Origin of the sequence: uncultured Rummeliibacillus sp., from assembly GCF_934216135.1 — a bacterium.
Taxonomy (GTDB): domain Bacteria; phylum Bacillota; class Bacilli; order Bacillales_A; family Planococcaceae; genus Rummeliibacillus.
Window position 1 is genome coordinate 14,415 of sequence record NZ_CAKQBI010000008.1, and the last position, 26,830, is coordinate 41,244.

Annotated in this window: 30 protein-coding genes and 1 pseudogene; 17 read left to right on the plus strand and 14 right to left on the minus strand. The window is 34.0% G+C overall.

Features of this window, described 5'->3' with window-relative positions:
- Positions 1 to 352 precede the first annotated feature (352 nt).
- Both Q0977_RS07040 and Q0977_RS07045 read left to right on the plus strand, forming a co-directional pair.
- A complete protein-coding gene (locus Q0977_RS07040; protein WP_119417269.1) occupies positions 353 to 1,510 on the plus strand; it encodes a cation:proton antiporter in 1,158 nt (385 codons plus the stop codon).
- 193 nt (positions 1,511 to 1,703) lie between these two features.
- Positions 1,704 to 2,039: a hypothetical protein gene (locus Q0977_RS07045; protein WP_299511966.1), complete on the plus strand. Its 336-nt coding sequence runs from the start codon at positions 1,704 to 1,706 to the stop codon at positions 2,037 to 2,039.
- Positions 2,040 to 2,243: 204 nt separating this feature from the next.
- Here Q0977_RS07045 and Q0977_RS07050 read toward each other — a convergent pair.
- The 3 genes and pseudogenes from Q0977_RS07050 to Q0977_RS07060 all read right to left on the minus strand — a co-directional run bounded on the left by Q0977_RS07050 (position 2,244) and on the right by Q0977_RS07060 (position 5,019).
- Positions 2,244 to 2,711, minus strand: a pseudogene (locus Q0977_RS07050) (DUF2691 family protein).
- A 91-nt stretch (positions 2,712 to 2,802) separates the two neighbouring features.
- Positions 2,803 to 3,993: an FtsW/RodA/SpoVE family cell cycle protein gene (locus Q0977_RS07055; protein WP_299511969.1), complete on the minus strand. Its 1,191-nt coding sequence runs from the start codon at positions 3,991 to 3,993 to the stop codon at positions 2,803 to 2,805.
- Between the two features lie 201 nt (positions 3,994 to 4,194).
- Positions 4,195 to 5,019, minus strand: a complete 825-nt coding sequence (locus tag Q0977_RS07060; protein ID WP_299511972.1) for a DUF2785 domain-containing protein — start codon at positions 5,017 to 5,019, stop codon at positions 4,195 to 4,197.
- A gap of 143 nt (positions 5,020 to 5,162) precedes the next feature.
- Between Q0977_RS07060 and Q0977_RS07065 the strand changes: the two genes are divergently transcribed.
- Positions 5,163 to 5,351, plus strand: a complete 189-nt coding sequence (locus Q0977_RS07065; RefSeq protein WP_299511975.1) for a hypothetical protein — start codon at positions 5,163 to 5,165, stop codon at positions 5,349 to 5,351.
- A 51-nt stretch (positions 5,352 to 5,402) separates the two neighbouring features.
- Here Q0977_RS07065 and Q0977_RS07070 read toward each other — a convergent pair whose 3' ends face one another.
- Positions 5,403 to 5,585 (minus strand): hypothetical protein, encoded by a 183-nt coding sequence (locus Q0977_RS07070; RefSeq protein ID WP_299511978.1) that lies wholly within the window; start codon positions 5,583 to 5,585, stop codon positions 5,403 to 5,405.
- Positions 5,586 to 5,792: 207 nt separating this feature from the next.
- On the minus strand, positions 5,793 to 5,966 hold the full coding sequence (locus Q0977_RS07075; protein WP_299511981.1) for a hypothetical protein: 174 nt from the start codon (positions 5,964 to 5,966) through the stop codon (positions 5,793 to 5,795).
- A 203-nt stretch (positions 5,967 to 6,169) separates the two neighbouring features.
- Between Q0977_RS07075 and Q0977_RS07080 the strand changes: the two genes are divergently transcribed.
- Both Q0977_RS07080 and Q0977_RS07085 read left to right on the plus strand, forming a co-directional pair.
- Positions 6,170 to 6,913 (plus strand): GTP pyrophosphokinase family protein, encoded by a 744-nt coding sequence (locus Q0977_RS07080; protein ID WP_299511984.1) that lies wholly within the window; start codon positions 6,170 to 6,172, stop codon positions 6,911 to 6,913.
- Between the two features lie 74 nt (positions 6,914 to 6,987).
- Entirely contained in the window at positions 6,988 to 7,500 is a 513-nt protein-coding gene (locus Q0977_RS07085) for a thioredoxin domain-containing protein (protein WP_119417277.1), read from the plus strand.
- A 53-nt stretch (positions 7,501 to 7,553) separates the two neighbouring features.
- Here Q0977_RS07085 and Q0977_RS07090 read toward each other — a convergent pair whose 3' ends face one another.
- A complete protein-coding gene (locus tag Q0977_RS07090) occupies positions 7,554 to 8,120 on the minus strand; it encodes a GNAT family N-acetyltransferase (RefSeq protein WP_299511989.1) in 567 nt (188 codons plus the stop codon).
- 215 nt (positions 8,121 to 8,335) lie between these two features.
- Between Q0977_RS07090 and Q0977_RS07095 the strand changes: the two genes are divergently transcribed.
- Positions 8,336 to 8,707, plus strand: a complete 372-nt coding sequence (locus Q0977_RS07095) for a nucleotide excision repair endonuclease (RefSeq protein WP_119417279.1) — start codon at positions 8,336 to 8,338, stop codon at positions 8,705 to 8,707.
- A gap of 427 nt (positions 8,708 to 9,134) precedes the next feature.
- On the opposite strand, the gene Q0977_RS07100 is transcribed toward Q0977_RS07095, so the two are convergent.
- Positions 9,135 to 9,881 (minus strand): SDR family NAD(P)-dependent oxidoreductase, encoded by a 747-nt coding sequence (locus tag Q0977_RS07100; RefSeq protein ID WP_299511995.1) that lies wholly within the window; start codon positions 9,879 to 9,881, stop codon positions 9,135 to 9,137.
- A 170-nt stretch (positions 9,882 to 10,051) separates the two neighbouring features.
- On the opposite strand from Q0977_RS07100, the gene Q0977_RS07105 reads away from it, so the two are divergent.
- The 3 genes from Q0977_RS07105 to Q0977_RS07115 all read left to right on the plus strand — a co-directional run bounded on the left by Q0977_RS07105 (position 10,052) and on the right by Q0977_RS07115 (position 11,347).
- On the plus strand, positions 10,052 to 10,411 hold the full coding sequence (locus Q0977_RS07105) for a winged helix-turn-helix transcriptional regulator (RefSeq protein ID WP_124218723.1): 360 nt from the start codon (positions 10,052 to 10,054) through the stop codon (positions 10,409 to 10,411).
- A gap of 236 nt (positions 10,412 to 10,647) precedes the next feature.
- Positions 10,648 to 10,962: a hypothetical protein gene (locus Q0977_RS07110; protein WP_367269453.1), complete on the plus strand. Its 315-nt coding sequence runs from the start codon at positions 10,648 to 10,650 to the stop codon at positions 10,960 to 10,962.
- 130 nt (positions 10,963 to 11,092) lie between these two features.
- Positions 11,093 to 11,347, plus strand: coding sequence for a hypothetical protein (locus Q0977_RS07115; RefSeq protein ID WP_119415117.1), 255 nt, complete (start codon positions 11,093 to 11,095; stop codon positions 11,345 to 11,347).
- Positions 11,348 to 11,371: 24 nt separating this feature from the next.
- Here Q0977_RS07115 and Q0977_RS07120 read toward each other — a convergent pair whose 3' ends face one another.
- Positions 11,372 to 12,385: a restriction endonuclease gene (locus Q0977_RS07120; RefSeq protein ID WP_299512000.1), complete on the minus strand. Its 1,014-nt coding sequence runs from the start codon at positions 12,383 to 12,385 to the stop codon at positions 11,372 to 11,374.
- A gap of 230 nt (positions 12,386 to 12,615) precedes the next feature.
- On the opposite strand from Q0977_RS07120, the gene Q0977_RS07125 reads away from it, so the two are divergent.
- The 3 genes from Q0977_RS07125 to Q0977_RS07135 are packed head-to-tail and all read left to right on the plus strand — an operon-like array spanning position 12,616 to position 14,512.
- Positions 12,616 to 13,056 carry a helix-turn-helix domain-containing protein gene (locus tag Q0977_RS07125; protein ID WP_299512003.1) on the plus strand — a complete coding sequence of 147 codons (441 nt, stop codon included), beginning with the start codon at positions 12,616 to 12,618 and terminating at the stop codon, positions 13,054 to 13,056.
- Positions 13,053 to 13,784 carry an ABC transporter ATP-binding protein gene (locus Q0977_RS07130; protein ID WP_124218725.1) on the plus strand — a complete coding sequence of 244 codons (732 nt, stop codon included), beginning with the start codon at positions 13,053 to 13,055 and terminating at the stop codon, positions 13,782 to 13,784. Before Q0977_RS07125 ends, Q0977_RS07130 begins: the two co-directional genes overlap by 4 nt.
- Entirely contained in the window at positions 13,781 to 14,512 is a 732-nt protein-coding gene (locus Q0977_RS07135) for an ABC transporter permease (RefSeq protein WP_299512008.1), read from the plus strand. The genes Q0977_RS07130 and Q0977_RS07135 overlap by 4 nt, the downstream gene beginning before the upstream one ends.
- 176 nt (positions 14,513 to 14,688) lie before the next feature.
- On the opposite strand, the gene Q0977_RS07140 is transcribed toward Q0977_RS07135, so the two are convergent.
- Positions 14,689 to 16,560: a dynamin family protein gene (locus Q0977_RS07140; RefSeq protein WP_124218727.1), complete on the minus strand. Its 1,872-nt coding sequence runs from the start codon at positions 16,558 to 16,560 to the stop codon at positions 14,689 to 14,691.
- Between the two features lie 500 nt (positions 16,561 to 17,060).
- Positions 17,061 to 18,278, minus strand: coding sequence for an enhanced intracellular survival protein Eis (gene eis / locus Q0977_RS07145; protein WP_299512016.1), 1,218 nt, complete (start codon positions 18,276 to 18,278; stop codon positions 17,061 to 17,063).
- Positions 18,279 to 18,486: 208 nt separating this feature from the next.
- Here eis and Q0977_RS07150 point away from each other — a divergent pair, with 208 nt between their 5' ends.
- Together Q0977_RS07150 and Q0977_RS07155 are read left to right on the plus strand one after the other, a co-directional pair.
- A complete protein-coding gene (locus Q0977_RS07150) occupies positions 18,487 to 18,666 on the plus strand; it encodes a Fe3+ hydroxamate ABC transporter substrate-binding protein (RefSeq protein ID WP_119415124.1) in 180 nt (59 codons plus the stop codon).
- Positions 18,667 to 18,713: 47 nt separating this feature from the next.
- Complete coding sequence (locus Q0977_RS07155; protein ID WP_119415125.1) at positions 18,714 to 19,211, plus strand: NUDIX domain-containing protein; 498 nt, start codon at positions 18,714 to 18,716, stop codon at positions 19,209 to 19,211.
- A gap of 118 nt (positions 19,212 to 19,329) precedes the next feature.
- On the opposite strand, the gene nagZ is transcribed toward Q0977_RS07155, so the two are convergent.
- Positions 19,330 to 21,072 carry a beta-N-acetylhexosaminidase gene (gene nagZ, locus Q0977_RS07160; RefSeq protein WP_299512025.1) on the minus strand — a complete coding sequence of 581 codons (1,743 nt, stop codon included), beginning with the start codon at positions 21,070 to 21,072 and terminating at the stop codon, positions 19,330 to 19,332.
- Positions 21,073 to 21,338: 266 nt separating this feature from the next.
- The gene (locus Q0977_RS07165) at positions 21,339 to 23,300 is read right to left on the minus strand and encodes a thioredoxin domain-containing protein (RefSeq protein ID WP_299512028.1); all 1,962 of its coding nucleotides are present in this window, start codon (positions 23,298 to 23,300) and stop codon (positions 21,339 to 21,341) included.
- Between the two features lie 201 nt (positions 23,301 to 23,501).
- Between Q0977_RS07165 and Q0977_RS07170 the strand changes: the two genes are divergently transcribed.
- The 3 genes from Q0977_RS07170 (at position 23,502) to Q0977_RS07180 (ending at position 24,457) form a co-directional block, all read left to right on the plus strand.
- Positions 23,502 to 23,807 carry a hypothetical protein gene (locus tag Q0977_RS07170; RefSeq protein ID WP_299512031.1) on the plus strand — a complete coding sequence of 102 codons (306 nt, stop codon included), beginning with the start codon at positions 23,502 to 23,504 and terminating at the stop codon, positions 23,805 to 23,807.
- Between the two features lie 258 nt (positions 23,808 to 24,065).
- A complete protein-coding gene (locus Q0977_RS07175; RefSeq protein WP_119415129.1) occupies positions 24,066 to 24,260 on the plus strand; it encodes a hypothetical protein in 195 nt (64 codons plus the stop codon).
- Entirely contained in the window at positions 24,260 to 24,457 is a 198-nt protein-coding gene (locus Q0977_RS07180) for a YwbE family protein (protein ID WP_124218303.1), read from the plus strand. Before Q0977_RS07175 ends, Q0977_RS07180 begins: the two co-directional genes overlap by 1 nt.
- 176 nt (positions 24,458 to 24,633) lie before the next feature.
- Here the strand turns inward: Q0977_RS07180 and Q0977_RS07185 are convergent, their stop codons facing one another.
- Positions 24,634 to 25,737 (minus strand): 5-methyltetrahydropteroyltriglutamate--homocysteine S-methyltransferase, encoded by a 1,104-nt coding sequence (locus tag Q0977_RS07185; RefSeq protein ID WP_299512038.1) that lies wholly within the window; start codon positions 25,735 to 25,737, stop codon positions 24,634 to 24,636.
- Between the two features lie 98 nt (positions 25,738 to 25,835).
- Positions 25,836 to 26,753, minus strand: a complete 918-nt coding sequence (locus Q0977_RS07190) for a LysR family transcriptional regulator (protein WP_299512040.1) — start codon at positions 26,751 to 26,753, stop codon at positions 25,836 to 25,838.
- Between the last annotated feature and the right edge of the window lie 77 nt (positions 26,754 to 26,830).

The following is a 26,830-nucleotide window of genomic DNA, read 5'->3' on the forward strand; positions in this document are numbered from 1 at the left end:
TATATTTGCTGAATATGTTTCTTATTTACAAATTTCATCTATGGCCCTCCTGCACGGATAAGATGAATGACTACGATTACAAAGAAAACTGCTCCACGTATTATATGCTGAATATTCTAAAAATTGTTCTCCCTTTTAATACAAAACATTCTGCAGCATGTATCATAAAACCTATATAACAAGAATATATAGTAGCTTTATGTAACTCTCTGTTAAAAAGTGTGTTATTATATAAACATACTGTTTTTGAAAAGAATTCGAATGGAAGATTTTCTTAAACAATTTTGTTTTATACAGTTCAGAATTGTTAGAATCTTCTAACTTCTATTTCTTTTTATCGGAGGTCTTGTTTATGGAGTTACTATTAGAACTAGTCATTATTATTCTAGCAACAAAAATTGCTGGATTTATAGCTACAAAATTTGGTCAACCTAGTGTTCTAGGAGAAATTATCGTCGGTATAATCATTGGTCCAGCTGTTTTAGGTTTAGTAGAAAAAAACGAACTTCTACATATTTTCAGTGAACTAGGGGTTATTTTCCTGATGTTCTTTGCTGGCATTGAAACCAATCTTAAAGATTTAACAGCCAATCTTAAATCGGCTTTATCTGTCGCATCATTTGGTGTTGTTCTTCCATTGATCGCAGGATATTTTGTTGGTATTGGATTCGGTATGGATCCTTCACATTCCCTATTCTTAGGTATTGTACTAACAGCCACTTCCGTTAGTATTTCTGTCCAAACGTTCCGTGAGTTAGGACAATTGAAAACTCGTGAAAGCGCCACAGTACTTGGTGCAGCAATTGCGGATGATATTATCGGTTTAATCTTATTAGCGATTGTTTTGAGTATCACTGTCGGTGGTACTTCGATTTCAATGGTATTGATAAAACAAGTCGTTTTCTTTGCCGTTATTATCTTATGTAATTGGAAATTGGTACCTGCAATCTCAAAATCAATTGATAAGCTTAAGATTCCGGATTTATCGATGATATTTGCTGTCGTCTTATGTTTTGGCTATGCTTACTTTGCTGATTTCATGGGCATTAGTAATATTATCGGTGCGTTCTTCGCTGGTCTAGCACTTGCAAATGACCGACATCGTGAACAATTTGAGGACAAGCTTTCTCCAACTGTCAGCGTCATTTTCATCCCGGTATTCTTTGCATATATCGGATTAAACGTGAAGTTTGACGGAATTGGCGAACATATTTGGCTAATTGTTATTTTATGTGTTGTTTCCGTACTAACGAAAATCATCGGTGGAGGTTTCGGTGCGAAGATTACTGGATTCAATATGATTTCCTCTACTCTCATCGGTACTGCCATGGTATCACGCGGTGAAGTAGCATTGATCACATCTAGTATTGGTTTGTCAAAAGGATTATTTTCTCAAGCTTACTACACACCTTTAATCATCGCGATTGTATTTACAACGATCATAACACCACCATTATTAAAAATTTGTATCAATAAAAAAGTGCAATATGAAGCTTCTAAACAAGCTTAAAATGCTCGAACATGAAAAAGCTCGTTTCTAAATAGAAACGAGCTTTTTTCTGTATTTGTTAATGGATGCGATATACATGAAAGAAATGGATAGATGCAGATAATGTGAAACCTGTATAGGATTCACACTTTCATTTAATTTATACAAATTTCTATTTTATGTATTTATTGTGTAATATTATAACTAAGAGGAGGTGGTAAAAATAGAGAGAAAAAGTCGATATACAAAACTTTCATTTATATGTTTAGGAGTTTCAATTTTAACATTTTTAATAACCTATCTTCTTGGTAGTTATACAAGTACAGCGACGTATAGTAGTCCATTTAGCAATACAGTTCTATCAGCCATATTTGGTTACACTTTATTTGCCATCGTCATTTTAGCTCCAATCATTGGCGTTATCTTTGGTTTTAAAGGAAACAAAGGTGTATTGAAGATAACCGCCATTATAGCAAATACTGGAGCATTCTTGACATTGTCACTATTAGTGGGGGCCATGGCTGTTTATGATGTGTTCAATGATCTTTAGGCTTGATTATAATAACACACTCTTATTGAGGGTGTTTTTTTAACAAGTTAGGCAGCTATTTCAAAGGTTTTATCAATAAAAAAGATTCTGTACTCATTTCTTGTCTACATACATCATTTTGCTTCACTCAATCATTTTAATCATGCTTTTACGGGCAATTATTCTCTATTTTCCCTTTCTGTTAATAGTGTTATAAACTTTCTGTTAAAAAGCAATTAAACTATACCTTGAATCATTTTCATCTGTAATATATTCGACATTCTCAAATCGACCAATTACCTCTTCATAGGTTTCTTGTAGTTTTTTTCTATCTTTCATATACAATGATACTTAGCACGAATCTATTATCAACAAAACAACCTCACATTGGCTAGAAGTAAATTCTTCATAGGACGAAATCTCAGTTGGAGTTGAATTTCTAGGAAAGGCTTTTAAATCAACAAAGATCGTATAATGTTCTTTTTCTAAATGGTCAAGCAATTGTTCGTTCGATAAAATCATATTTGTTTCAAATAAAGGTTCGCCTAAATCATTATTACATGTAAAATAAGATTCTACATCCATTGCCCGCCATAATACATTTTGCATATCTATCATTTGAATAATATCCCTCAGATAAAATCCATACGTATTGGGTATTTCAAATAGTATTCCTCTATGCAATTTTTTCACTCCCTTAGTTCATAACATTAGAAATCCTAATCTGACTAATAAAACAGCTAACAAAAGCGCTATTAAGATGAATAAGATCCGTACTCTACTTTTAATAGTTGAATGCATAACTTTCCTCTCCATTGTCTTTTTTGAACATATAGCCTTCATAAGAATTTTTAACAACAAGTATGATTCCTAACAACAAGAAGTTTGATAATAACGAACTTCCTCCATAGCTTAAAAATGGTAATGTCACACCGGTTACAGGGAGTAATCCCATCGTCATCCCGATATTCTGAAAAACTTGGAAAGCTAACAAACCAATAATTCCTACACCCATGATAGTTGCTAGATGTAGCTCCGCATGAATGGTAATCATGACGATCCGATAAATGAGTAAAAAGAACAAAATCACAACGACCGCTCCACCTATAAAGCCCATCTCCTCAGCAATCGCTGCAAAAATAAAATCTGTGTGTTTTTCAGGAATATAAACATTATTCCCAAGATAGCCTTTCCCTGTTGTTAAACCTGAGCCGATTGCTAATATTCCCTTTCTCGTTTGAAAAGCCGAATCACCATATTCAAAAGGTTTCAACCATCCATTGATGCGAGAAATTTGATGCGGTGATAACTTACCTAAAATTTTTTCATTGAAGAAATGTTGGTAGTTAATATAGACGATTAGTAATGTGGTGACAATAACCATCGGAATCGCTAGTAAAGAATAGACAATCCTTCTATGTATTCCAGAAAACAATACCATTGCAAAAAGTAAAGCCCCGTATAACATAATCATACCAGTATCCGGTTGTTTATATACGATTAGTATTGGAGGCAATGTGATTATTGCCATTTTACTTAACAACCATAAATCTGAACCTATTGTTTGATTTCGCCAAATTTTATGGTGTTGAATCGTTATTTTACCGACAACTAAGATAAAGGCAAACTTCATAAACTCGGAAGGTTGAAAAGTACCTATAAAAGGAACTTGATACCATGATTTAGCGCTATTTATAGGTTTTGCAATGCTTTCAGGTGCGAATATTAAAGCTATTAACAAGAACATTAGAATCCAATAAATAGGCCATGCGAGTTTCAACAATTGCTCTAAATCCAATCGTGAAATTCCAACCATCAAGGATAATCCGATAATATAAAATATTAATTGCTTCCAGATAAACGAGCCTGAATATTGATTGAATACAGAGTTACTCGAATAGATAAATAAACAACTAATCATTGCAAATAAAACAATAAGTACCATAATCGCTTTATCCAATTTCAATTTTTCCATTTAATCACCTCCATCACTTCTATGGAATTATCTTTGATTATAATTTAAATCACACATTTATGGTACAAATAGGTAGACGAACCATTTATTAAATTGTTGCATAAAAAATAACGTGTCTGAAAATTTCTTTTCAGACACGCCCTTAGCGACGAGCAACTGCAATACTTCATGATTAGAAGTGAATGCCCTGTAATCTTTCAGTCACATCCACTTTGAGATAAAGTGTAAAACAATCCCTTGCAACTCTGGTGTTAGTTTTTTGAATTTCAAAGCAAAATAGAGACTTTTTACAAAATGTAATGTTTGTGTTCTTGCTTTTAAAAATAATGGTGAGTAGCCATTACACTCTCGACTATATTCTAAAGAATCAAATACCTGTTCAAGCCATTCGATTAATAATTTTTCATCAATTCCTTTTCGGATTAAAGCTACGACAATCGCAACAAATTTATCTTCTTCATCATCTACAAAAACAGAATCTTTCCAGAAGCAGTCTCGTAGGCTTTGCAAAATAGGCGCGCTCAATTTTAACTTGAACTTCGGATGTTGTATGCATGCAACCAAAAGATCGGCACCGTTTGCTATCCCGTATGCCCAACCTTTTCCCGGTACATAGCCCCTTGTATCCTTTTCCTTCTCTAAATAATGGACGGCAAGATCGAAAATCTCTTCATATTGCTCTGAAGTTAAAAATAATTGGCTCGCATCATTTCGAATAATCGCCGTTAGCCACATTGCTGAAAGCGAACGTTGGAAAATGGAATCCTGATTCCTCGCCCCTATTTGAAAGTAAAAATAAGAAGGTTGTGTAAGCTGAGATACTAGAAATTGCTGATCGACAACCGACAAACTATCACTTTGCATTAGTTCTAAAAATAATCGTAAATTTTGATGATCTCGAATTGATTCATCTGGATGCCCTATATGTAATAACATATTTTCTAAAATAGATTTCGAATCTTCTTGTAAAACTTGTTTTCTCTCTATACTCGACATAGCGAGTATTTCTGAAATTTGATATGGCAAGGATAACTTCCTTTCTAAAATCGCATTACTGTTCCCTCTTATCATAACAGGTAACGGCTAGAAAGGAGAGCTTTTTAATCTCCGTCCTCCTACAAGTGAAATTATGTTAAAATTACAAGAAAATAGATTCAGGAGGAATATCATTGAAAAAGTTCTTAAAGTATATCATCATAACGGCATCTTATGTATATTGTATCGGCTATATCATTTTCGATTATCCTACTGATACATATTTATCTCGAGCAATAAAAGGCATCATGTCACTAATCTTTACGATGAGTTTATTGTCTTTCATGCTTAGATATTTTGATAAACGTCATAAGGAAAATTAGTTTTATTGCATAAAAAAACCCATCCAAAAGATGAGTTCTACATAATTTCTATTAAAATGGGAGATCTCCATGTTCTCTCATATAAAATTCCAATAGTTTTTTAAAGTCTTTGTACTTGATGGTCACGTATTCTTCGCCGTTTTTAATCTCAATAGGTAAATCTGAACATGCTTCTGCCATCGATTTTCGTAAATGCTCTGTTCCATCTACCATAAAAGCCCATTCATTTTCCAATAGATTCACCCTTTCCATTTCATGTTGATAATATAATTATACCATCATATGGTCAAAGATTGTGTCTACAATCATCTAATATTGTCACTCTATCATAATAGTGAAAAATAAATTTCTTTCTTGTATTAGAGTATATGTGTTCTGGCAACGTTTAATGCCTCGGTGGACTGATTGCATGAAAAAAAGCTATCGAAACCAATAGCTTTTCTATGATTTTGATTTTGTTTTCTTTGCAAAATCATCAATATAAAAGAATGCCACAAACCCTGCCAGCGTTAATAGATAATAATAACTTGCCCCATCCTTCACTTGAACCATATAAATACCTGCGATAAAAACAATCGCAGCAACAATTCTTAGAAATAACACTTTTATATTCATAGGATGACCATCCTCTCTTTTATTAAAGTTATCAATTTCCTAATCTTTCTCTTAAACCATTCTACTATTAGAGGCCATATTTTTCACCTTTATTAAAGAATTAAACCGAATAAATCTTCTACAGCAACATGAATATTACGTGCTAAATCTTACGGAATTTGAGAAAATAACATTGAGCCAATTATGAAGAGAAGGTGAACAAAATGATCGATAACCAGAACATCAATCAAACACTCCTAAAGAATTTCAGAGAAGAAGTTACTCGTAGAATGTTGCTATATAAATTTGCCCTTGATGAAATTTCAACAAAAGTCAATATCCTACAAGAAGAGTTTCAATTGATCCATGAATACAATCCCATTGAACATGTAAATACACGCATTAAATCACCGAAAAGTATTTTAAACAAACTACGTAAAAGGAATCTACCTCTTTCACTTCAATCTATTCAAGAAAATATTCATGACATAGCCGGAATTCGTATTATTTGCTCGTTTGTATCTGATATTTATCAAATTTCTAATATGATTCAATCACAAGAAGATATCGAAGTGATTGAAATCAAAGATTATATCAAAAACCCTAAACCAAACGGCTATCAAAGTCTCCATATCATTATGAAAATACCTGTATTTATGACTTATGGTGAAGAACATGTCTTCGTTGAAATGCAAATACGTACAATTGCGATGGACTTCTGGGCGAGCCTTGAACATAAAATTTACTATAAATACAACAAAAAAGTGCCAACTCACTTAACAGATGAACTAAAAGAAGCTGCCGAAGCTGCCGCACACTTAGATCGAAAAATGGAAAAACTGAATAAAGAAATCTCCTTATTTAGAGATGCTTCTCTTGATGATGAAGTAACATTTGACCACCAAAATGATCTGGAACAATTATTATTTGAAGAAATCGAAAAAGTTGGTTTACATTATAAACAATAACCTGTATGCAATCATGACAAAGTCACTCGGAATAATTACAATTTGATAAAAAGCACTTTTGGAAAGGTGATCCTATGACAGTAAAAAATGCATATTTAAGTTATGGAAGTAAAAATGCACCTGTAAAAGTAGAAGTTTTCTTAAATTTGGCATGCCCTTATTGCGCAACATTTTACGCTATCGCAGAGGAAGTGCTAACACCGTACATAAATGAAGACAAAGTCGAATTTGTCATCAAACATTTTGATAAGCCACGCGAAATGCTTCTAAATGGCGCGTTGATTAACGCATTCTTGCATTATAGTGAAAAGGACCACACACGTGAAATTATCAAAGAACTTTTTGCTACCCAACAAGAATGGGATCATTTAACAAACCAAGATATCAAACGAATGCTCCAAGAAAAATATGGTTTAATCGAGCGTTCTGAAAATACTTCCATCAGCTTAAACATACTCGGCGAAACAATCGAACGTAACATTACAATGGTTCCAACCATCTATATCAACGACAAAGAATTCCAATACCCTCGAGAACTAGATGCCGAAGAACTTCGGTATGAAATAGAAACTGAACTTTTGAAGTAATTGGTAAGGGAGCTATTAAAAGCTCCTTTTTACTTTGATTTTAAAAACTCCTACTACTGTGAGTTCTTGTAATATACCAAATGGTCTGTCCACTCATCATTTTCATATATAAAGCCTTTGCGAATACATTCGAATTCCATACCTACACTTTCTGCTAATTTCATCGAAGGTGTATTATCAATGTTAATGTGAGCTTCTATACGGTGGAATTTCATAAGTTTAAAACCCATATTAAGAGCTTCTTTTACCGCTTCTTTACCGTAACCCTTTTTCCAATACTGATTATGAATGGTATATCCTATTCTTGCCCATTGGAAATCATCTCTTGCTAATGTTGAAAAATCGACCATTCCTAAATGTGTACCATCTTCTTTTCTAAACACACCAAATACATGTGCAATATCTGTAATGGCTAACTCTTGATGTTTATCTACTAAATTATGAAACCACTCTAGCGTACATTCACTCATATCTATTTTTCCTTGATCGTAGGGATTTTGAGATGGATATCGGTTTTCAAATTCATTTAACCAATTTTCATAATCATCGTATTTTAACGGTCTTATTATTAATCTTTCTGTTTCTGAAATAAGACCAAACTTTTCCACTTTTAAATTCAATGTGACATCTCCTCTAATTGACTTAACTACGAAAACAATTTCGTTAACTTAACTCATTTGGAAAATTGATACAATTCAAGTTTATCATAGACGAAATATGTTGAGAATAACATTTGCTAGCAACCCACTTTTCCCCAGTAATATTACCTTTACTAGCTTTTCCAGTATTTTTGTGGTACATTAAGTTCTATATGAATATGAGGACGTGAATTTTTTTGATTAAAATTGAAATGCCAAAACCAGATATCGTTATTCGCCAACGCGAACAAAAACCAAAAGAAGGAGAAGCTATTATCCCTTCTATTTACGGATTTATTGATTTCCATAAAATCCCTCGTGATAAAGGTGGAATTATTCTTTTCTACAACAAAGAAAATGAAGTGTTATTTGTAGGTAAAGCCCGCAAAATGCGTCAACGTGTGAAAAAACATTTTGAAGATAATGTTTCACCTTTAAAAGATCATCGTGATGAAGTACACAAAATCGAAGCATACGTCGTTCAAGATCCTATGGAACGTGAAATTTACGAAACATATGCGATCAATATGCTTCATGCAAAATATAATACAGAAAAAGTTTTCTACTAATAAAGTAAAACTACCATCAGTAGGATTGAAAGCCCCAAAGGTTTGATATGCTCCCCATTAGATAGACAAATGGGGAGTTTTTTTATGCAAAAAAATCATTTTCAACTGATATTAAAGTTTTGGTAGTTCAATAATTAGAGGAGTGTCGTCATACACTTGAAGAATTTGTACAATGTTTTCTGTGAATATGACAACCCTTCAAGTTTGGCGTGCCTTGTATAAATATGGTGGCGTGCAAGCTTTAATGCGCCCCAATAAACAACGTTTGTGGATTTTTTAAATGAACCATTGTTTATGCGGCTTTTTATGCACGTTACTGAATGAAATCGTACATATTCTTAGTGTTGTAAATCCTAAATCTGTAGAGCGATTGTTGTATATGCCCCTCTTTTCCTTATAGTAACAAGCTTTGAGAAAACAGCTTAAATTATACCTGTGCTAGCCCGCCATCTACGAACAATTCAACACCCGTCAAGTAGCTGCTTTCGTCTGAAGCAAGGAAAGATACAGCGTTTGCTACTTCTTCAGGTGTCCCAACTTTTCCAGCTGGAACAGTATTTTTGCTATTTTCCAGTACATCTTCAAGTGCATCACCAAAAAGCTCATCGTATGCAGGTGTAAGAATACCTCCTGGACTTACCACATTTACACGGATTTCAGTACCTTTTAGGTCAAGAATCCAATTGCGAACTAGTGCTCTTAATGCTGCTTTAGATGCTCCATATACACTAAACGCTGGGTTGCCAATTGATCCAGCAGTAGAGCCCGTTACAATAATAGAACCTACTTTGTTCGGGAATAGTGATAACGCTTTTTGAACAGTAAAGATCGTTCCTTTAACGTTGATGTCGAGAGTTCTATCAACCTGATCTTCAGTAATTTCACCTAATGAAAGGAAACTGCCGACGCCTGCATTAGCAAAAAGAATATCCAACTTACCTTTTTCCTGCTTTATAATGTCATATAGTTTGTCTAAGTCATCAAGCTTAGAAATATCCCCTTGAACACCGGTTACGTTCTTGCCAATTTGATTAACAGCTTTATCAAGTTCGTTTTGTCTGCGTCCTGTGATATAAACATATGCACCTTCGTTTACAAACTTTTGTGCTGTAGCAAGACCAATCCCACTTGTTCCGCCCGTTACAAGCGCTATTTTACCTTCAAATTTACCCATACTTAACACTCCTTTTGTGTTAATTTTTGTTTTATGTCTAGCACCTTTAAGTACTTGAAAAACACCTTACAAGGTATATTATCCATCTATAAACTATAATATTGGAAGTACCCACTTTTTTGTTATATACTAACCAAAAAGTAACAATTTTGTAGTAAAAGGGGTTAGACATGAAAAAATTTAGTTGTGGTTTTGAAATGACAATGGAAGTTATTAGCGGAAAATGGAAAGGCCTTGTATTATACTTTTTAATGGATGGACCAAAGAGAACGAGTGAATTAAAGCGCATTATCCCAAATATAACTCAGAAAATGCTTATTCAAACACTTAGAGAGCTTGAAGCCAGTGGACTTGTGAGCAGAAAGATGTATAATCAAGTACCGCCGAAAGTTGAATATTCAACTACTGAACTTGGAGAATCTCTTCAACCTATCTTGCAGGAACTCTGTCAATGGGGAAGCCATTATGCGGAGCAAGTTAATGCAGAAGATGAATTCGAAATCGCACCACCAGAAGAGGCTTCATTTTAACACCTTATATGTAAGGTGTTTTTTTGTTGCACTTGTATGAGGCCAGGAGAATTTATTAGTAATAGCAAAACAAGTACTGCCAATTTCCAATTATGATTGATTGCGGAAGTACAACATTAAGGAGAAAGAGTAGGACTTTGCATTGATAATTGACACCAATTGAAGCATTTTGGGGAACCTAAAAAGTAGAGTATTATTTATATAAGTTCGAGTCGTTTGAAGAATTAAAGCACGCTATCGATATGTACATCAAGTTCTATAACAACGAACGTTATCCCGATTATCACCACAACCCGAGAACCCTTTATCACAACTCAGCTTCTTTGTCACAACTCGCAATCCAATTATCACAACTCAGCTTCTTTGTCACAACTCGTAATCCAATTATCACAACTCGAGAACCCTTTATCACAACTCAGCTCCTTTATCACAACTCAAGACTCTTTTGTCACAACTCGCAATCCGATTATCACAACTCACGGCTCCTTTATCACAACTCGCAATCCAATTATCACAACTCAAGACCCTTTTATCACACCCCACCCATTTAATTTGATTTCACTGTTTAAAACTACTAGATAACTAAACCAAACTATCTACAACAACCCAAAATCCGAAACTTTCAGCACTATCCATCCGTATATTATTCAATAGATCACCATTCACAGGAGGTACCAAATAATGAAAAAGTTAATAATCTATCTTCTTACATTCGCAGTCGCATTTGTTGTATTACAAGTATTGTGCGGGTTATTTCTTACGTTGGTTTATACGCCAGATATTTCTTCTGCTTGGTATATGCAAGCAACTGCTCCTAGTACAACTATATTTGGAATTTCAGTATCTATTTCGTCCTTTATCATTGCAATGATTTCGGCTGCGATTGCGTTTCTACTCACTTCCCAGTTTCAAATCACAAAAAAAGGAGCGCAATAATTGCTGCTCCTCTCTTTTTACTTATTAAAATCTTTGCATTCTTTGTATTTCTAAGCTCGCATACTTAGCTAAATCGTGATCTGAATAATCATAGTAATTTTCTAGAACTTTCGACCATTGTTCTGCAATATTCTTTTTTAATAATCCATTCATCTTCTCTTGATTCCAAACATTTATGTATAATTTTTCAGCTAGGGTTTTCGCATCTTCAGTTAGCTTGGATGCAGTCACTAATATACACTCATTACATCCAAAATATGCCTTTCCAATCGCAATTCGATGAATATCATCCATTGTTATAACAATTTCGTCTTTAACAATACTTATTGCATGTTTCTCATTATTATTTTCAGCAAAATATTGAATTCCAAATTCATCTGAATCAAAATGATTATTAAATTGAATATTTTGATAACCAAACTTTTTAAGAGACTTTATCGTAAAAATTTGTAACTCTCGAAGCGACATTTGAGACATATCATTGTCTCCCATAATTCCATAAGTCTTTTCAAATCGCTCCCATAAACCTTTTACAAATTCTGTTAACATATCTACTCTTTTCGGTGACAAAAACTCATCAAGAATTTGCGATAATTCTTCCGTAGATTGAATTATATGAATTTTCTTCTTTTGCAGAGATACAATTCTTTTCGTCGCTTGAAGAATATAATAAACACCGAAACAAAAGAAAAAAACAATTAATACAAGACCGACTGGATGAAAGAGATAGTTCTGATAAATATAAACTAAACGTTCAACATAACTCTTACTATGTATGTATGGAAAAAATAAAGCTAACAAAAAAGGAAAAATTAATAGATATGCACTTAAACAAATACCCTTCCATATTTCTGAAATTGAGATTTTCCTTTCCTGAGCCAATTTAGCTGCTTTTCCAGAAGACTCTTGGTTTTTCTCCATTTTCAAAATCATATCCATATTCTTTTTCGCACATTCCGGACAGAAAATAACAATTTTCCGACCATTTAAAACCTTTTCTGTCTTCATATTATGTATTGTGCATACTTGGCTTTCCATTTCTACACCTCTTAAATTCCAAGGCTATTTATATTTTTACCTTACCATTATTATATTAAAATATACCCTCCAATTAAATGAGTGATAATTACTACATTTTTAAGTAGCATCTAATTCTTTATTGCTATTTTTCCAAAATTATCAAATTCCATGAATCATAACATAAATGTCACCTTTTGTTGCTACCAAGTTCCTTCATATCCTTCTATAATAGGGACAGGAGGTCTAATATGAAAAATTTGATAAGTACGAATTTAAAGAACTTGCGTAAACGACATAATTATACACAGGAACAATTAGCTGAAAAACTCAATGTTTCACGACAAGTCATAGCAAAATGGGAAAAAGGTGAATCACTCCCTGATATTCTACTTTGCTCACAATTAGCAGAATTGTTTGATGTGGCACTCGATGATTTAGTGAACTATTCAAGTAAAGAAGTTGGAGTTGATGTACCCCCTCGTGGAAAGCATATGTTCGGAATTGTTACAGTGAGTGACCGTGGTCAAATTGTCATACCCAAAAAAGCGCGTGAAGTGTTTAACATTCAATCTGGCTCACAACTGATTATTGTCGGTGATGATGAACGCGGATTAGGAATTGTACCTCAACACTACATGAAGAAATTCTTTCAGCAAGCATTTTTAGCAGAGGAGGACGATGAAAGATGAACGCAATTGATATCCAGTCCATCTCAAAATATTATGGAGAAAAACACGCAGTAGACAACGTTTCTTTATCTGTTGCTCAAGGTGAATTAGTCAGCTTACTCGGTGTTAATGGTGCCGGTAAATCAACGTTAATCAATCTATTAACAGGTCTTATAACACCTACTGCTGGTGATGCATTGATACATGGCAAAAGTATTGTGAAAGATCCTCATCAAGTAAAATCATTGCTTGGCGTATCTCCTCAAGAAACAGCTATCGCCCCTAATTTGACCGTTCGAGAAAATTTAGAGCTTATGGCAGGTGTGCACGGCTTCGATCGTCAAAAAACGAAGTCTAAAACTGATGAGCTCATAGCAAATTTCAATTTATCGACTGTAGAGAAACAAAAAAGTAAAACTTTGTCCGGTGGCTGGAAACGTCGCCTTAGTATTGCAATGGCTATTATTAGCGAACCAAAAGTTCTCTTCTTAGATGAGCCGACACTGGGGTTAGATATTTTAGCACGGCGTGAATTATGGCAAGTAATTGAGAAAATCAGAGGAACAGCAACGATTGTATTGACAACACATTATTTGGAAGAAGCCGATGCTTTGTCTGACCGCATATTCATATTAAAAAATGGTCGTTTAGAAGCAGCTGGTACAAGTGATGAGCTGAAACAGCAAACCGGAACGACTAAATTTGAAGATGCCTTTATTAAGTTAGTAATGGACGGTGAAAAAGCATGAGAGCTATGGTGTTTGCCAAAAGAAATACATTAGAAATTATAAGAGACCCACTTTCCCTATTTTTCGGATTAGGTTTTCCGGTTATTTTACTGATCTTATTATCCATTATAAATAAAAACATTCCGGTTGACCTATTTTCGGTAAGTAACTTAACGCCTGGCATTGCGGTGTTTGGACTTTCCTTTTTATCACTCTTTTCTGCACAATTGATAGCAAAAGACCGAACAACTGCTTTACTTAGTCGATTGTTTACAACACCAATGACAGCAATGGATTTTATCTTAGGTTATACATTACCGCTTCTTCCAATGGCATTGTTACAAAGTGTTGTGTGCTTCTTATGCGCGATTATCCTTGGACTTAAGATGACTTGGTCAATTGTCCCAACAATCCTGTTACTATTTGTGGTATCCCTTATTTTCATCGGATTAGGATTATTAATCGGTTCAACATTAAGTGAAAAGGCTGCTACAGCCATATCAGGAGCTCTCTTAACGAATCTTTGTGGTTGGTTATCTGGCACTTGGTTTGACTTAGAACTTGTTGGTGGCGCCTTCCGTGATATTGCCTATGCCCTTCCATTCGTCCATGCAGTAGAAATGGGAAAGGCTGCTTTAGCCGGTAATTATCAAGATATTTGGCCCCATCTTGGAGTAGTAGCGGGTTACGGTATTGTGCTATTAGCAATCGCGGTCACCTTATTCCATAAAAAGATGAAAACAATATAAGAATATCAGACTGAAAAGTTTACAATGTATATTATGCTAATCATATATTTCTACTAATATAAAAAAACAACTTCAACGATGCCCATTAGGACAAGATTTGAAGTTGTTTTTTATATAAATTGCTGATGATATTGTTGCAAGGCATAACTTTTCTCAGAGAATCCTCTATCGAAACTTTACTCAATCCTTAACGACAATATCTCTGGTGGTTCTTCTAGTTCAATGAGGATATTGTCTTCAGTTATTTTCAATGGATAGAATGGATTTTCTTCAGCAACCATAGTTTGAAATTGGTCATTCGTCATTGGTTTTATTTGTTCATATTGACGGATATAGCTTGGATATTCAAATTCCACGCTTTCAATCGTTTGAAGCGTTTCTTGTAATTTGATTTCCTCTTCTTCTGTTAAATTGATGCCATCTGTTAATACACAGTCGTTTACAAATTTTATGATAAAATTTTTCGCTTCAACAATACTATTAAATCCTTTTAACTTTGCGATTGCATTTTGAATTTGGGCATTCTCAGACTTTCTTTGAAGTGCGATAGTCGAGCAATCTTTTAGAATCCATGATAACTTTTCTTGGACAATATTATTTAATAGATCTTTTACTTTTATAAAAGATTCTAGTAATTTTTCTTCTTCTAATTTAAGAAGATGATATTTTCTCTCTAAAATTTGTTGTTGTTCGTTGAGAATTTCAATTTTTTCGACGAAATATACTTCGTCATTACCGTTTTTAAAAATATATTTTAATAATTTCATGCCATTAGTCTTTTGATGTTTTTTATCTACAAGTTCATAAAGAGCCTCATATTCTTGAAGAATTTTACGATAGTCTCTAATTTTCGTTAGATAATCTTTTGCTTGTTGAACAAAACTAATTATTGGTCGATGTTTATTAAATAATTTGTCATCCATTACTTGGATTAACTGATATAAGGTTTCTACATTTTTAAATTTTTCGCTATGTATCTTATACTGTTCCGTTAGCTCACTAAAATATTGATTTTGTGCAGCTTCTGTAATTTGTCGCATATCGAAATTTTCAATATATTCTTTCAAAATCAGAAGTGAAGAGCAATATGGTTCACGCTCTGGAATGATTTCAATCTCAGTTTGGAATCGTTTCAGCCAATGGATAAATCGTTCTTGCAAATAGGATAATCGTTTCGCTTGGTTATTTGCTGTCTTCTCCAACTCTTTAATGACAAGTTCAATTTGGCTGTTGTTCCATTGCTCATCATCATTAGCTGATAAAGAGTCAAATGCTTCTTTTGAAGAAATACATACTATATCTCTTACATGGTCGGAAAGCTGGCTTTCATACGATGCAATTATGGCTTGCTCATTCAGCCCCATTAAATCAAGGCCATTTATAATCCCTAATGGAATTATTTTCTTATCTTTCAGCTTTTTAAGTAAATTTAGTTCAGCTGGAATTATAGGATTTCCATGTTTAAAAATCCAAAATACATCATCCGCACGATTTAATATAGTCTCTTTCAAGTATGCAGATTCACTACCAGAAACTTGAATTGGTGTTGTGTCTATTAACGTAACCATCTTCAAGAGATCATTGCAAATAAAAATCTCGATAAAATCAAGACTTTCTCTTAAAAGTTTGGCGCTTGATGTATCTAAAACTGTGAACAATTCTACTTTATCCATATCAAATGTAGCAACTTGTCCATCTAAAAAATGAGCACGAACTTCTTCTTTTTCTCCATAACAAATAATGGTGTTTACTTCTGTCGCTACTTCCATTGTACTAAAAATTGTTCGTTTCAATAAAGCATTAACTAAAGTTGTTTTACCATTACCAGTCATACCAGCTAATAAGACCATCGTGCTATTCGTTGCATCTTGAATGATATATTTTAAGATTTTGTTTGTTTCTTTTACATATGAATTTTGAGAAAGTAATGTATTTAAATATGTTAGTTTTTCTACAAAATTTTGTAAAAAATCGGCAAGTTTATCATCTTCCCAACGAATAGGTAATTTCTCTTTTAAGTCGGCAATCTTCATTAGGTCTTTATCCATCCGTTAAATCTCCTTTAATACTGCTTACTCTTTAGTATACATGAAATTCAACGGGTGTTGTTTAATATTTTTTATTCATAAATCTTTTTTTGTAGAGACTAATTTAGTATTGTGAATAGTTATTTTTCACTATTTATATAGTACTTTTAATATAAAACATTGTTTTTATAAAGATTCTGTACATTTCTTTTTCCTGGTTGATCGGTTAATGACTTGTTATTTGGTTCGCTTTGCTATAATTTGTGGTTCCTTTATCATAATTTGTGAGTCATGAACCAACTTTGTTTCCTTGTTGGAACTGGGTGGCTACTTTTGCACAGCTCACTATTCCTTTTGCACAACTCAGACTCTCTTTGGCACAACTCGGAATCCCTTTTGCACAACTCACTCCCTTTTGCACAACTCAGAACCCTTTTTGCACAACTCGCTACTCCTTTTGCACAACTCGGAATCCCTTTTTGCACAACTCGCTCTCCAATTTAGAAACAACTATCGGTATTCTAAAAATAATCTACAAATGTTGGGACGCCTGTGGGAATGATTCTTTCTAATAAGAGGATGGAGGAGGGATCTCCTTTTATTCTTTCTATTTTATATAAATAAATTGGTCTTAAATAACCGAGCAGCATTGTTATTAAGGTTTGGACGGTCATTTGAACAGCATCTTCTATTAATTCATCAGAAATTTTCTGTACTTTTAGACCTTTTTCATCGGAGTAGATTTCAAAAGTACCTTGATTCCATTCGGCTAATGGGTCACTAATAGCCCAGCGCATATGGAATTCGTTTTCTGCAAAAGGAAATTGCTTCACAAAACCGATTAGATCAACAATCCGAGCCATAAAATAAGGGGACAGACTTTGTTTGATCTCGCTATCTTGCATCAGAAATGCGACTGCCTCGTTACCGGTTGTTTTACCAAATACTTTATAGACCATGGATTGATGAGCATAGATAAAATTCCAAAGGGCTTTTCGAGCTACTTCTTTTAAAGTGATGAGTTCATCGATATAGAAATTTTCTTCCATGATTCGATAGAACATATAGCCAAGCGCGTTTCCCTCTTCATCATAATAAACAGCAGCCTGTAAATTGGCATCACTGTCGATAAACTTTTCCTCCCAGTAATCTTCCTGATACTTTTCGTTCCATGAAATTTCATTTCGAATCATCGCACCATGTGTACGCATCGCAAATTGATGATACACATTTTTCACATCTTCATCGGTTGTAGATGCACGACGCACTTGTCCGGGAATATTATCATAATGAGGAATTTGGGTATCTCGAATTTGATATTCTACAATATCACTCATAATTTCAAAACCTTTTTTTCGATAATACGGAATTGAATATGGAAATAAATAAGAAATCGTATAGCCGTCTTTTTTCATTTGCTTTAGACTTGCGTATATTAATTTATGCATTAAACCGTGGCGAGAATATTCAGGATATGTTCCAACAGCTGTGATTCCACCCATCTTGTAAACACGATTATGAATATTGACTTCAAATGGCAGATTTAATATTTGCGCAACCAAATGATCCCCGTCAAACCAACCAAGCGCAACCCCTTCATCAAACTGTGTGGATTTAGCTGACACAAAGAGACGATCTTTGTTGATGGATAAATTCATTTGAAAAACATAGTTAAGTAACTCAATCGATTGTTTAATCTCTGTTTGCTTTATTTCCCGCATATGTAAGTTCGATTTCATAATAGTTCCCCTTTTTCCGTTTTCTTTATGTTTCCCAGTTTGTATCAAACTAATCGAAATATAAGGATAAATCTTGGCAGGTCTATTTGAAGTAGTTATAGAACTTTTATATAAATAATTGATTATAGGCTTAAACATCGAGATAAGCGCTTACTAAATATAGAATAAAAATTCATATATAAAGTCTAAAAGGAATGGGGAATTAAAATTGTTTGGAGAAAAACCTAAATGTTCTGTTTGTAGTAAAGAAATTGAGGATAATGAGGTTGTTTTCGTGAAAATGCGTTATCCAAAGCATAAAGGAATGACGGAAATTAAAGCCTATCTAAAAAATGAAGGTCGTTTCATCTGTGAAGATTGTTTTCATAAGAAGACAAACCAACTTTAAATACTTAAAAACCACATGCTAAATTTTAGTGAGAGGATGAAAGAGAAATGGCTATGTCAGACTACTATGAAAAGTTAAGAGATAAACTTGGTTCAGACTTAATTTTTATGCCGTGTGTAGCAGGAATAATTCGAAATGAATTTGGAGAAATTTTATTTCAGAACAAAGGGAACGAAGAAAAATGGAGTCTGCCTGCTGGGGCAATTGAACTGGGAGAAGCACCTGCAGAAGCTCTAATTCGAGAAGTTTGGGAAGAAACTGGTCTTTGTGTTACTCCCAAAAAATTATTAGGAGTATTTGGTGGAAAGGAATTTCGTTATCAGTATCCAAATGGTCATAAAGTTGAGTACAATGTGTTCTTATTTGAATGTGAAGTTCAAAGTGGTGAACTAAACCCTATAGACGATGAAACTTTTGAATTACGCTATTTCAACTTTAATGAAATGCCTGAACTTGCATTACCATATCCTAAATCAGTTTTCGAGTTGACTTCAGACGAAATATTCTTCCAGTGGAACGATGGATGGTTAAAGAAACTTAAATAATACTAATTAGTTAAAATACCAATAAAGTAAAAAGGTGAACCAAATAATAAATAATATAAATGTTGACGAGTAAGATCATTTTCAACCCACGCTTACCCGCCAACGTTGACTGTACATATTAATGCAAATAATTTTTCAAAAGGCTATTAATAGAGTTGTTTATTTCATTTATGTTCGGATTTTTTACCTTTTTGTCGTTAATGTTATATTTCCTTTTTAGTTGGATAATTCTATCTGCACTTTCATTTAACCTTTGTTCGGAAATTTCTCCATTTTGAACAGCCCTTTTTAAAGAGGCGATAATTTTCACGACATTATCATAATTGTGGCCTACTAAAATAATATCGCTTCCTGCCTTAACGGATTCCACCGCCGCTTTGCCTATATCAAAATGTTCGGTAATGGCTCCCATCGTCATATCGTCCGTTATGATGACTCCATTGAAACTAAGTTTATTTCTAAGTAAATCTGTCATGATTGCTTTTGACATAGACGCCGGATTTGTTTTATCCAATTTAGGCAATAAAATATGAGCGACCATCACAACATCTGCTCCATCATCTATCGCACGTTCAAATGGGATTAACTCAAGTTCTTTCAGTTCCTTCAAGCTTTTATTTACAATTGGGAGATCTAGATGAGAATCAACTGATGTATCTCCATGTCCAGGAAAGTGCTTAATTGTCGGGATAACGTTTTGCGACTGAATCCCTTTCATCGTTTGAATCCCAAGTTCACTTACGATTTCAAGATTGTTTCCAAATGAGCGATCTCCGATAACAGGGTTATTCGGATTACTATTAATATCAAGAACAGGTGCAAAATCGAGATTTAAGCCGAATTCTTTTAATTCTCGGCCTAAAAGTGTTCCGATTTTATAAGAAAACTCACGATTATTTACCTTTCCAATCTGTTCATTAGTAGGAAAATTAGTAAGTCCTCCGGGCAATCTTGTTACACGTCCACCCTCTTGGTCAGTACTTAAAAATAGCGGTATACGCGAACTGTTTTCAGTTTTCAATTGATTTACAAGTTGAATGGTTTGTGCAGGGGTGTTGAAATTATTTTTGTAAAAAATAATGCCCCCAATATGGAATTGGTTTACTAATTTTTTGGTGTTAGCATCCATCGTGGTTCCAGAAATCCCAGCAAGAATCATTTGCCCAATTTTTTCTTCTAAACTCATTTTAGAAACCACCTCTGAAGGGAGTGTAACTTCTGGCTGTTTTCCAACATGTGCTTGTTGATCTATTTTCGTATAGAGTGAGATATGGTCAACTTTAGGATTTGGTTCCTGCTCTGTTGTATTAGACAATACCCATAATAATTCAGTTGAAGTAGATGCATGGTAGACAAGGATCATTTGATTATGCGTTTTGTCCTTATAATATCGAATGGCATCTGGCTCTCCTCCAACTTTCTTAATATCATTTAAGGATATCTTTTGTAGTTCGGAATCATAAGATCGTAAATCATTCACAGTCTTACCGGCATAGCCAATTGTAGATTGATGACTTTCGTACCCTTCATACCTACCTTTAGCAGCCTCTGTTACAGAATCTGACTTTCCCCACTTTTTATTTACTTCCTGCCATGCTGTTTTACCTGAAACAAAAGGAATGTTCGGAACCTTCCCTACCTTAGATAATGAAAAAGTTTCCTCAACAAGTTTTGAAATCTGCTCATCTCCCAAATCGGCTGTTTTTTTATCGGTTGGATGATAAGTTATCACTGTCTTCTCTTTTGTCGGTGTTTTTTTGTTTTCTTTAATTGCGTAAACAGCCATGAACAATGCTAAAGTTAAAAGCGGAATCGTAAAAATCAGTAGCAGCTTTTTCCATGGAAATCTTTTTCTATGCATTTTTCTAATTTCTCTTTCTCCTACCGGAATTATTTTTAACTATCCTCTTCTTTCTGGCGAAAAGCCCCAATTTAAGTGAGGGGCTGTTGATGAAGGTTTAGTATAAATTCAATTTAGAGCTTATTATATCCTTCTATTTTATGTATGTATTTGGTCATTTGATCTTTCATAATTTGTTATGTGATTAATAAGGAGCTTTCTTCGTAGCTGTGTGGAGTTTATTTTCATAAAAAAAGGGACTCTGCATACTTGCAAGTCCCCATTCTTTATTTATTTTTCAATACTTCTAAAGCTTTTGTTGGATCTTTAATGGCTAATTGACAACTGTAATTTTGACATACTTGTAATTCAAAGTCGCCCTGTTGTTTAAGGTGCCAAACATCAAAAGGACGATATTGTGAGAAGAGTTCCGTACGGATTTCATCTGTTGGGTTTGTTAGATGAATTTCACTTGATGGTGATTGATGTGTCAACATGAGTTGCAATAGCCACAAGGTTGCGGAAGGAAATCGATTAATATCTGCGGAAAATGCGTTAAGAACTTCGTCAGCTAGTTTGATATATTCTTCCTTTTCAGTGAGTTTTCCAAGTCGCCAAAGTTGCATAGCAATGGTGCTATTCCCTGCAGGATAAGCATTATCTATAGCCGTCTTTTCTCGAACGATTAATATTTCAGCTGCATGGTTCGTAATGTAAAAGCCACCATTTCCTTGATCATGGAATTGTGAAAGCGTCTCTTGAACCAATTTTTCTGCACGATTTAAGTAAACTGAATCACCCGTTGCTAAGTAAAGCTCATTTAATGCCCATAAATAATTCGCATAATCATCGATAAAAGCAGACTGTTTTGCTTTTCCATCTCGATAACTAACTAGCAACTTTCCATCCCGTACAAGATGCGTTTGCAAAAAATCATCCACTGATTTCGCAAGGTCGAGAAATGTTTTATCTTCAAATACAGCCCCTGCTTTTGCCAATGCACTGATTAATAACGCATTCCAAGAAGTGAGGATTTTATCATCTACATGTGGATAGACTCTTTTTTCTCGATAGTCTAAGAGTGATTTACGACATTGTTCCAGTTCTTCTTGAGAAAGGAGCATTTTTTCCGTTTTAATTAGATTCGGAATATTTTTCTCTTCAAAATTACCATGCGGACTAATATTAAAAGTTTGAGCATATTTAGTCCCTTTTTCTTTTCCAAGGATCTCAATGATTTCATCGTATGACCAAATATAGTATTTTCCCTCTACACCTTCACTATCTGCATCAATCGCACTATAAAATCCACCTTCTGGACTTTGCATTTCTCGTTGTAAAAATGTCATCGTTTCAAACACTACTTGCTTAAAGGAATCATCTTTCGTAATTTGATAGGCTTCTGTATAACAATGCAATAAAAGTGCTTGGTCATAGAGCATCTTCTCAAAATGCGGAACGAGCCACATTTGATCGGTAGAATATCGTGCAAAACCGAAGCCGATATGGTCGTAAATCCCTCCAAGATGCATTTGCTCTAATGTTTTTGTTGCCATCCGTAACGCACTTTCTTTTCCCGTTGAACGATAATAGCGCAGTAAATATAAAATTTGCCCCGCAGTTGGAAATTTAGGTGCTGTTCCAAAGCCTCCATAAATACCGTCAAAATTGGACTGCAAATTTTGAAATGCTTCCTTCGTTCGCATTGATGGTATAGGTGAACTCTCTTGCTGTGCCATATCATGTAATGCTGTCACAACATTGTCCACAACTGTTGCAATTTGCCCCGGATCTTCATGATAAACCTTTGCTAAATTCGGGATAATCTCCATCAAGCCAGGTCTGCCATACTTACTATGCTTCGCAAAATAAGTCCCCGCATAAAACGGCTTCTGATCGGGTGTCAAAAAGACATTCAAAGGCCATCCCCCAGACCCCGTCATCATCTGACACACATTCATATAAATCGAATCAATATCAGGTCTCTCTTCCCTATCCACCTTAACGCATACAAAATATTCATTTAATAATGCCGCTACTTCCTTATCTTCAAACGATTCATGAGCCATGACATGACACCAATGACAAGTCGAATATCCAATGCTGACAAGTACGGGTTTATCTTCTTCTCTTGCTTTAGAAAAGGCTTCTTCCCCCCATGCATACCAATTCACAGGATTGTATGCATGTTGCAATAGGTAAGGCGAAGTCTCCGCAATGAGTCTATTGGGTTTATTTGTATTAGGCATTGGATCACCCTCTTTCTTTAATTACTTCAAACTAAATTGTAACCATAATTATTTAAATTTAATAATAAAATAATGACCCCAAAAACACTCTTTTAGGAAAGTTGGGATAAGGATGGCATATTTCAAAAAACAATTGACTTTATATATTTGAAATAGTTATAATAATTGAAATTTAAAGGGTTTTTTAGGAGGCGGTTTGAAATGCGTAAAGTAGGAATTTTATTTGAGTTTGTACGAGTGCTCATTTTGTTGTTTTTCTTAACAGCTATTCTATATTTTCTGTTAAGAACACTATATGAAACAATAGGTATCGAAACGGAAAATTATCTTTATATACTTACTTTTGCTATTTTGCTGGTTGTCTATGTTATTTATACGAACAAGTTACAATTTACTGGTTTTTATACTAAAGGAGCAAAAAAGATGCCTCCTAAGATAACATGGTCAATTTTATCGATTTCATTTCTATTAATATCAGTTCCTATCATAATTAATTATATTGGTTAAATATAAAAGGCAATATTGAGAGGAAAAGGTGTTCTGTTACTTTGCATGGAATACATCATAATCTTATCTTTTCACACCTTTATAAACTAAAATTCTTCTTTCGTACTTTGAGGTTATCAAGGACACTACACATAATACACAACCCAACAGATTGGATTTTTCTCAATTACAGCCCCGGTATTTTAAATACATTCTTTCACATATAAGCTATAATAGATATACTGGACTAACTATATATTTAATAAGGGGACAATTCCTATGACCGAGAATAATCATTCTGAGGCACCAAAAAAGAAAATCAGCCTTCGTGATGCAGTGAAGCAACAGCTTGAAAACAAAAAGAACCAAGCTTCCGCTTATAAAGGAAAACCGAATACCGACCATTCAACAAAAAAAATGAAAAGCCAACAAACGAAAAAAGCAAGCAATACCCGCAGAAAAATGGGTGTCTAATGAACGGACAAAATCGGAAAGACATTTTACCAAGTATGACTGTTGATATTGTTTTAAAAAAGGATCAAAGAACAGGGAAGCTTACTAGAGGGATTGTAAAAGATATCCTTACCAAATCGGCCACCCATCCTCACGGTATTAAAGTTAGGCTAACAGATGGACAAATTGGAAGAGTTCAGGAAATTCACTCTAAATAAAAGAAGAAAAAAAGCATTCAAGGACCAGTTCAGTTCCCTAAATGCTTTTTTATTATTTTCTCAATAAATGATTTAATTTTTGCTATCATCTTTTGAAAGAAATAAATTTACTTCAGTTAAAGATGATAGCTTAGCAATCTATTTATTAATCTTACAAATTACATTTTCCAAATTCATTACTCCCAAACTTCCTCGGCAATTTCTTTAACAAAGCGAAGTTTGCGCCATTGTTGTTCTTCCGTTAAAATATTACCTTCTTCTGTGGATGAAAAGCCACATTGTGGACTTAGACAAAGTTGTTCAAGCGGTACATAAGTTACTGCTTCTTTAATGCGTGCTTTAATCTTTTCTTTATCTTCTAATTCACCTGTTTTAGATGTTATTAATCCTAGTACGATTTTTAAATCTTTACGATTTACATATTTTAATGGTTCAAAACTGCCTGAACGTTCGTCATCAAATTCTAAAAATAATCCATCTACATCTAAACCACCAAAAATCACTTCAGAAGCATAATCATAGCCACCGCTTGTAAAGTAATTAGATTTATAGTTACCGCGGCAAATATGCATTGTGATGGTTAAATCTTCTGGTTTGTTTGCAATCGATTCGTTAATCATCGTTTGCAATACTTTTAATTCTTCAGCCGGATCTAAACCTTTAGCACGTAACTTATCATGACCTTCTTGTGAAAATAGATCTGCCCAAGATGTGTCATCTAATTGTAGGTAACGGCAACCTGCATCATAAAAGGCTTGGATTGCTTTTTGATAAGCTACAATGGTATCTTTTCTAAATTCCTCAATATCGCTATACACTTCTTCGTTCATATCAACACGTCGAACAAGCATATTTGGACTTGGAATTGTTTGTTTAACAACTGCTTCACCGGCATGTTGTTTTAAAAATTTAAAATGTTCTATAAATGGATGTGTTGAAAAATCTATTTTCCCAATAACACGAATGCCTTCCTTACGTGTCTCCATGTTATGAAAATCTAAACCTTTATCTTTTTCGTAATATTCTACACCATCAAGGCCGCCTAAAAAGTCAAAATGCCACCAGCTTCTGCGGAATTCACCATCTGTAACTCCTAATAAGCCATTTTCTTTTTGCTTTTCAATAATGCGGATAATCTCGTGATCTTCTACTTTTTTCAATTCATCATATGTAATTGCACCTGATTTATATTGTTCACGTGCTTGTATTAAATTGGCTGGGCGTAATAAGCTACCTACTTGATCATAACGAAATGGAATTGTAATAGTTTGTACTGTCATCGTATCTATCTCCTTTAATTTGTAACTTAAGGAGATTGTAGCATGATACATTTGGTAATAGATAACACATATAAAGTATCTCTAGCTATAGTTTTAAACTATAGCAGACCTTGTTCCTTGGCAATTGCTTCTTTTAAATACTCAATATAAATATTCGCTAGAGGGCTAGTTTTGACATTTTTATGTGTAATATACCCAACTGTTATACGTTCATCTACCTGTAAAGGAACCGCAACGATATCGTCACTATTTAATTCATGACTAATCACACCTGTAGAAATTGTATATCCGTTTAGTCCGATTAATAAATTAAAGAGTGTAGCACGATCACTAACGGTAATATTTTTAGGTCTTGAGATAGTACTTAAAATTTCCTCAGAAAAATAAAACGAATTATAGTCTCCCTGTTCAAAGGAAAGATATGGGTAAGGAACTAAATCTGATAATGTCACAAAATCTTGTTTTGCGAGTGGATTTTTTGAGCTGATAAATACATGTGGCTTTGCTTCAAAAAGTTCATGAAATATGAGATTACCTTCTCTCAGAAATTTATGGATCACTTTTTTATTGAAATCATTTACATATAAAATACCAATTTCACTTCGTAGATTTTTTACATCTTCAATAATTTCATAGGTCTTTGTTTCTTTTAACGTGAATTCATATTCATCTCGATTGTATTCTTTTAACAAGAGTACAAATGCACTTACCGCAAACGCATAGTGCTGAGCAGATACAGAGAAGTGTTGTTGTAATGATTGTTTATTTGAATAGCAATTTTCTAATAGATCAGCTTGTTCCACTACTTGTCGTGCATACCCTAAAAACTCTGACCCTTCAGGTGTCAAAACAATTCCTTTATTGGTTCTTAAAAAAATGATTATGCCAATCTCATTTTCTAACTCTTTAAGAGCATTTGAAAGACTTGGCTGGCTAATAAATAAATTTTGTGCAGCTTTACTGATGGAACGACTTCTTGAAACTTCAATTACATATTTTAACTGCTGTAGTGTCATTATGTTATACCTCTTTCTATGGTGTATTTCCATCTCTCAGTCAGATGTAATTGTATGTATAGGATCTTGCTCTGATT

Excerpts from the sequence above, each read along its gene's own strand:
- Q0977_RS07040 (WP_119417269.1), top strand. The coding sequence starts at position 353 with ATGGAGTTACTATTAGAACTAGTCATTATTATTCTAGCAACAAAAATT.
- Q0977_RS07055 (WP_299511969.1), bottom strand. The coding sequence starts at position 3,993 with ATGGAAAAATTGAAATTGGATAAAGCGATTATGGTACTTATTGTTTTA.
- Q0977_RS07075 (WP_299511981.1), bottom strand. The coding sequence starts at position 5,966 with ATGAATATAAAAGTGTTATTTCTAAGAATTGTTGCTGCGATTGTTTTT.
- Q0977_RS07080 (WP_299511984.1), top strand. The coding sequence starts at position 6,170 with ATGATCGATAACCAGAACATCAATCAAACACTCCTAAAGAATTTCAGA.
- Q0977_RS07085 (WP_119417277.1), top strand. The coding sequence starts at position 6,988 with ATGACAGTAAAAAATGCATATTTAAGTTATGGAAGTAAAAATGCACCT.
- Q0977_RS07100 (WP_299511995.1), bottom strand. The coding sequence starts at position 9,881 with ATGGGTAAATTTGAAGGTAAAATAGCGCTTGTAACGGGCGGAACAAGT.
- Q0977_RS07105 (WP_124218723.1), top strand. The coding sequence starts at position 10,052 with ATGAAAAAATTTAGTTGTGGTTTTGAAATGACAATGGAAGTTATTAGC.
- Q0977_RS07115 (WP_119415117.1), top strand. The coding sequence starts at position 11,093 with ATGAAAAAGTTAATAATCTATCTTCTTACATTCGCAGTCGCATTTGTT.
- Q0977_RS07120 (WP_299512000.1), bottom strand. The coding sequence starts at position 12,385 with ATGGAAAGCCAAGTATGCACAATACATAATATGAAGACAGAAAAGGTT.
- Q0977_RS07125 (WP_299512003.1), top strand. The coding sequence starts at position 12,616 with ATGAAAAATTTGATAAGTACGAATTTAAAGAACTTGCGTAAACGACAT.
- Q0977_RS07130 (WP_124218725.1), top strand. The coding sequence starts at position 13,053 with ATGAACGCAATTGATATCCAGTCCATCTCAAAATATTATGGAGAAAAA.
- Q0977_RS07135 (WP_299512008.1), top strand. The coding sequence starts at position 13,781 with ATGAGAGCTATGGTGTTTGCCAAAAGAAATACATTAGAAATTATAAGA.
- Q0977_RS07140 (WP_124218727.1), bottom strand. The coding sequence starts at position 16,560 with ATGGATAAAGACCTAATGAAGATTGCCGACTTAAAAGAGAAATTACCT.
- eis (WP_299512016.1), bottom strand. The coding sequence starts at position 18,278 with ATGAAATCGAACTTACATATGCGGGAAATAAAGCAAACAGAGATTAAA.
- Q0977_RS07155 (WP_119415125.1), top strand. The coding sequence starts at position 18,714 with ATGGCTATGTCAGACTACTATGAAAAGTTAAGAGATAAACTTGGTTCA.
- nagZ (WP_299512025.1), bottom strand. The coding sequence starts at position 21,072 with ATGCATAGAAAAAGATTTCCATGGAAAAAGCTGCTACTGATTTTTACG.
- Q0977_RS07165 (WP_299512028.1), bottom strand. The coding sequence starts at position 23,300 with ATGCCTAATACAAATAAACCCAATAGACTCATTGCGGAGACTTCGCCT.
- Q0977_RS07170 (WP_299512031.1), top strand. The coding sequence starts at position 23,502 with ATGCGTAAAGTAGGAATTTTATTTGAGTTTGTACGAGTGCTCATTTTG.
- Q0977_RS07175 (WP_119415129.1), top strand. The coding sequence starts at position 24,066 with ATGACCGAGAATAATCATTCTGAGGCACCAAAAAAGAAAATCAGCCTT.
- Q0977_RS07180 (WP_124218303.1), top strand. The coding sequence starts at position 24,260 with ATGAACGGACAAAATCGGAAAGACATTTTACCAAGTATGACTGTTGAT.
- Q0977_RS07185 (WP_299512038.1), bottom strand. The coding sequence starts at position 25,737 with ATGACAGTACAAACTATTACAATTCCATTTCGTTATGATCAAGTAGGT.
- Q0977_RS07190 (WP_299512040.1), bottom strand. The coding sequence starts at position 26,753 with ATGACACTACAGCAGTTAAAATATGTAATTGAAGTTTCAAGAAGTCGT.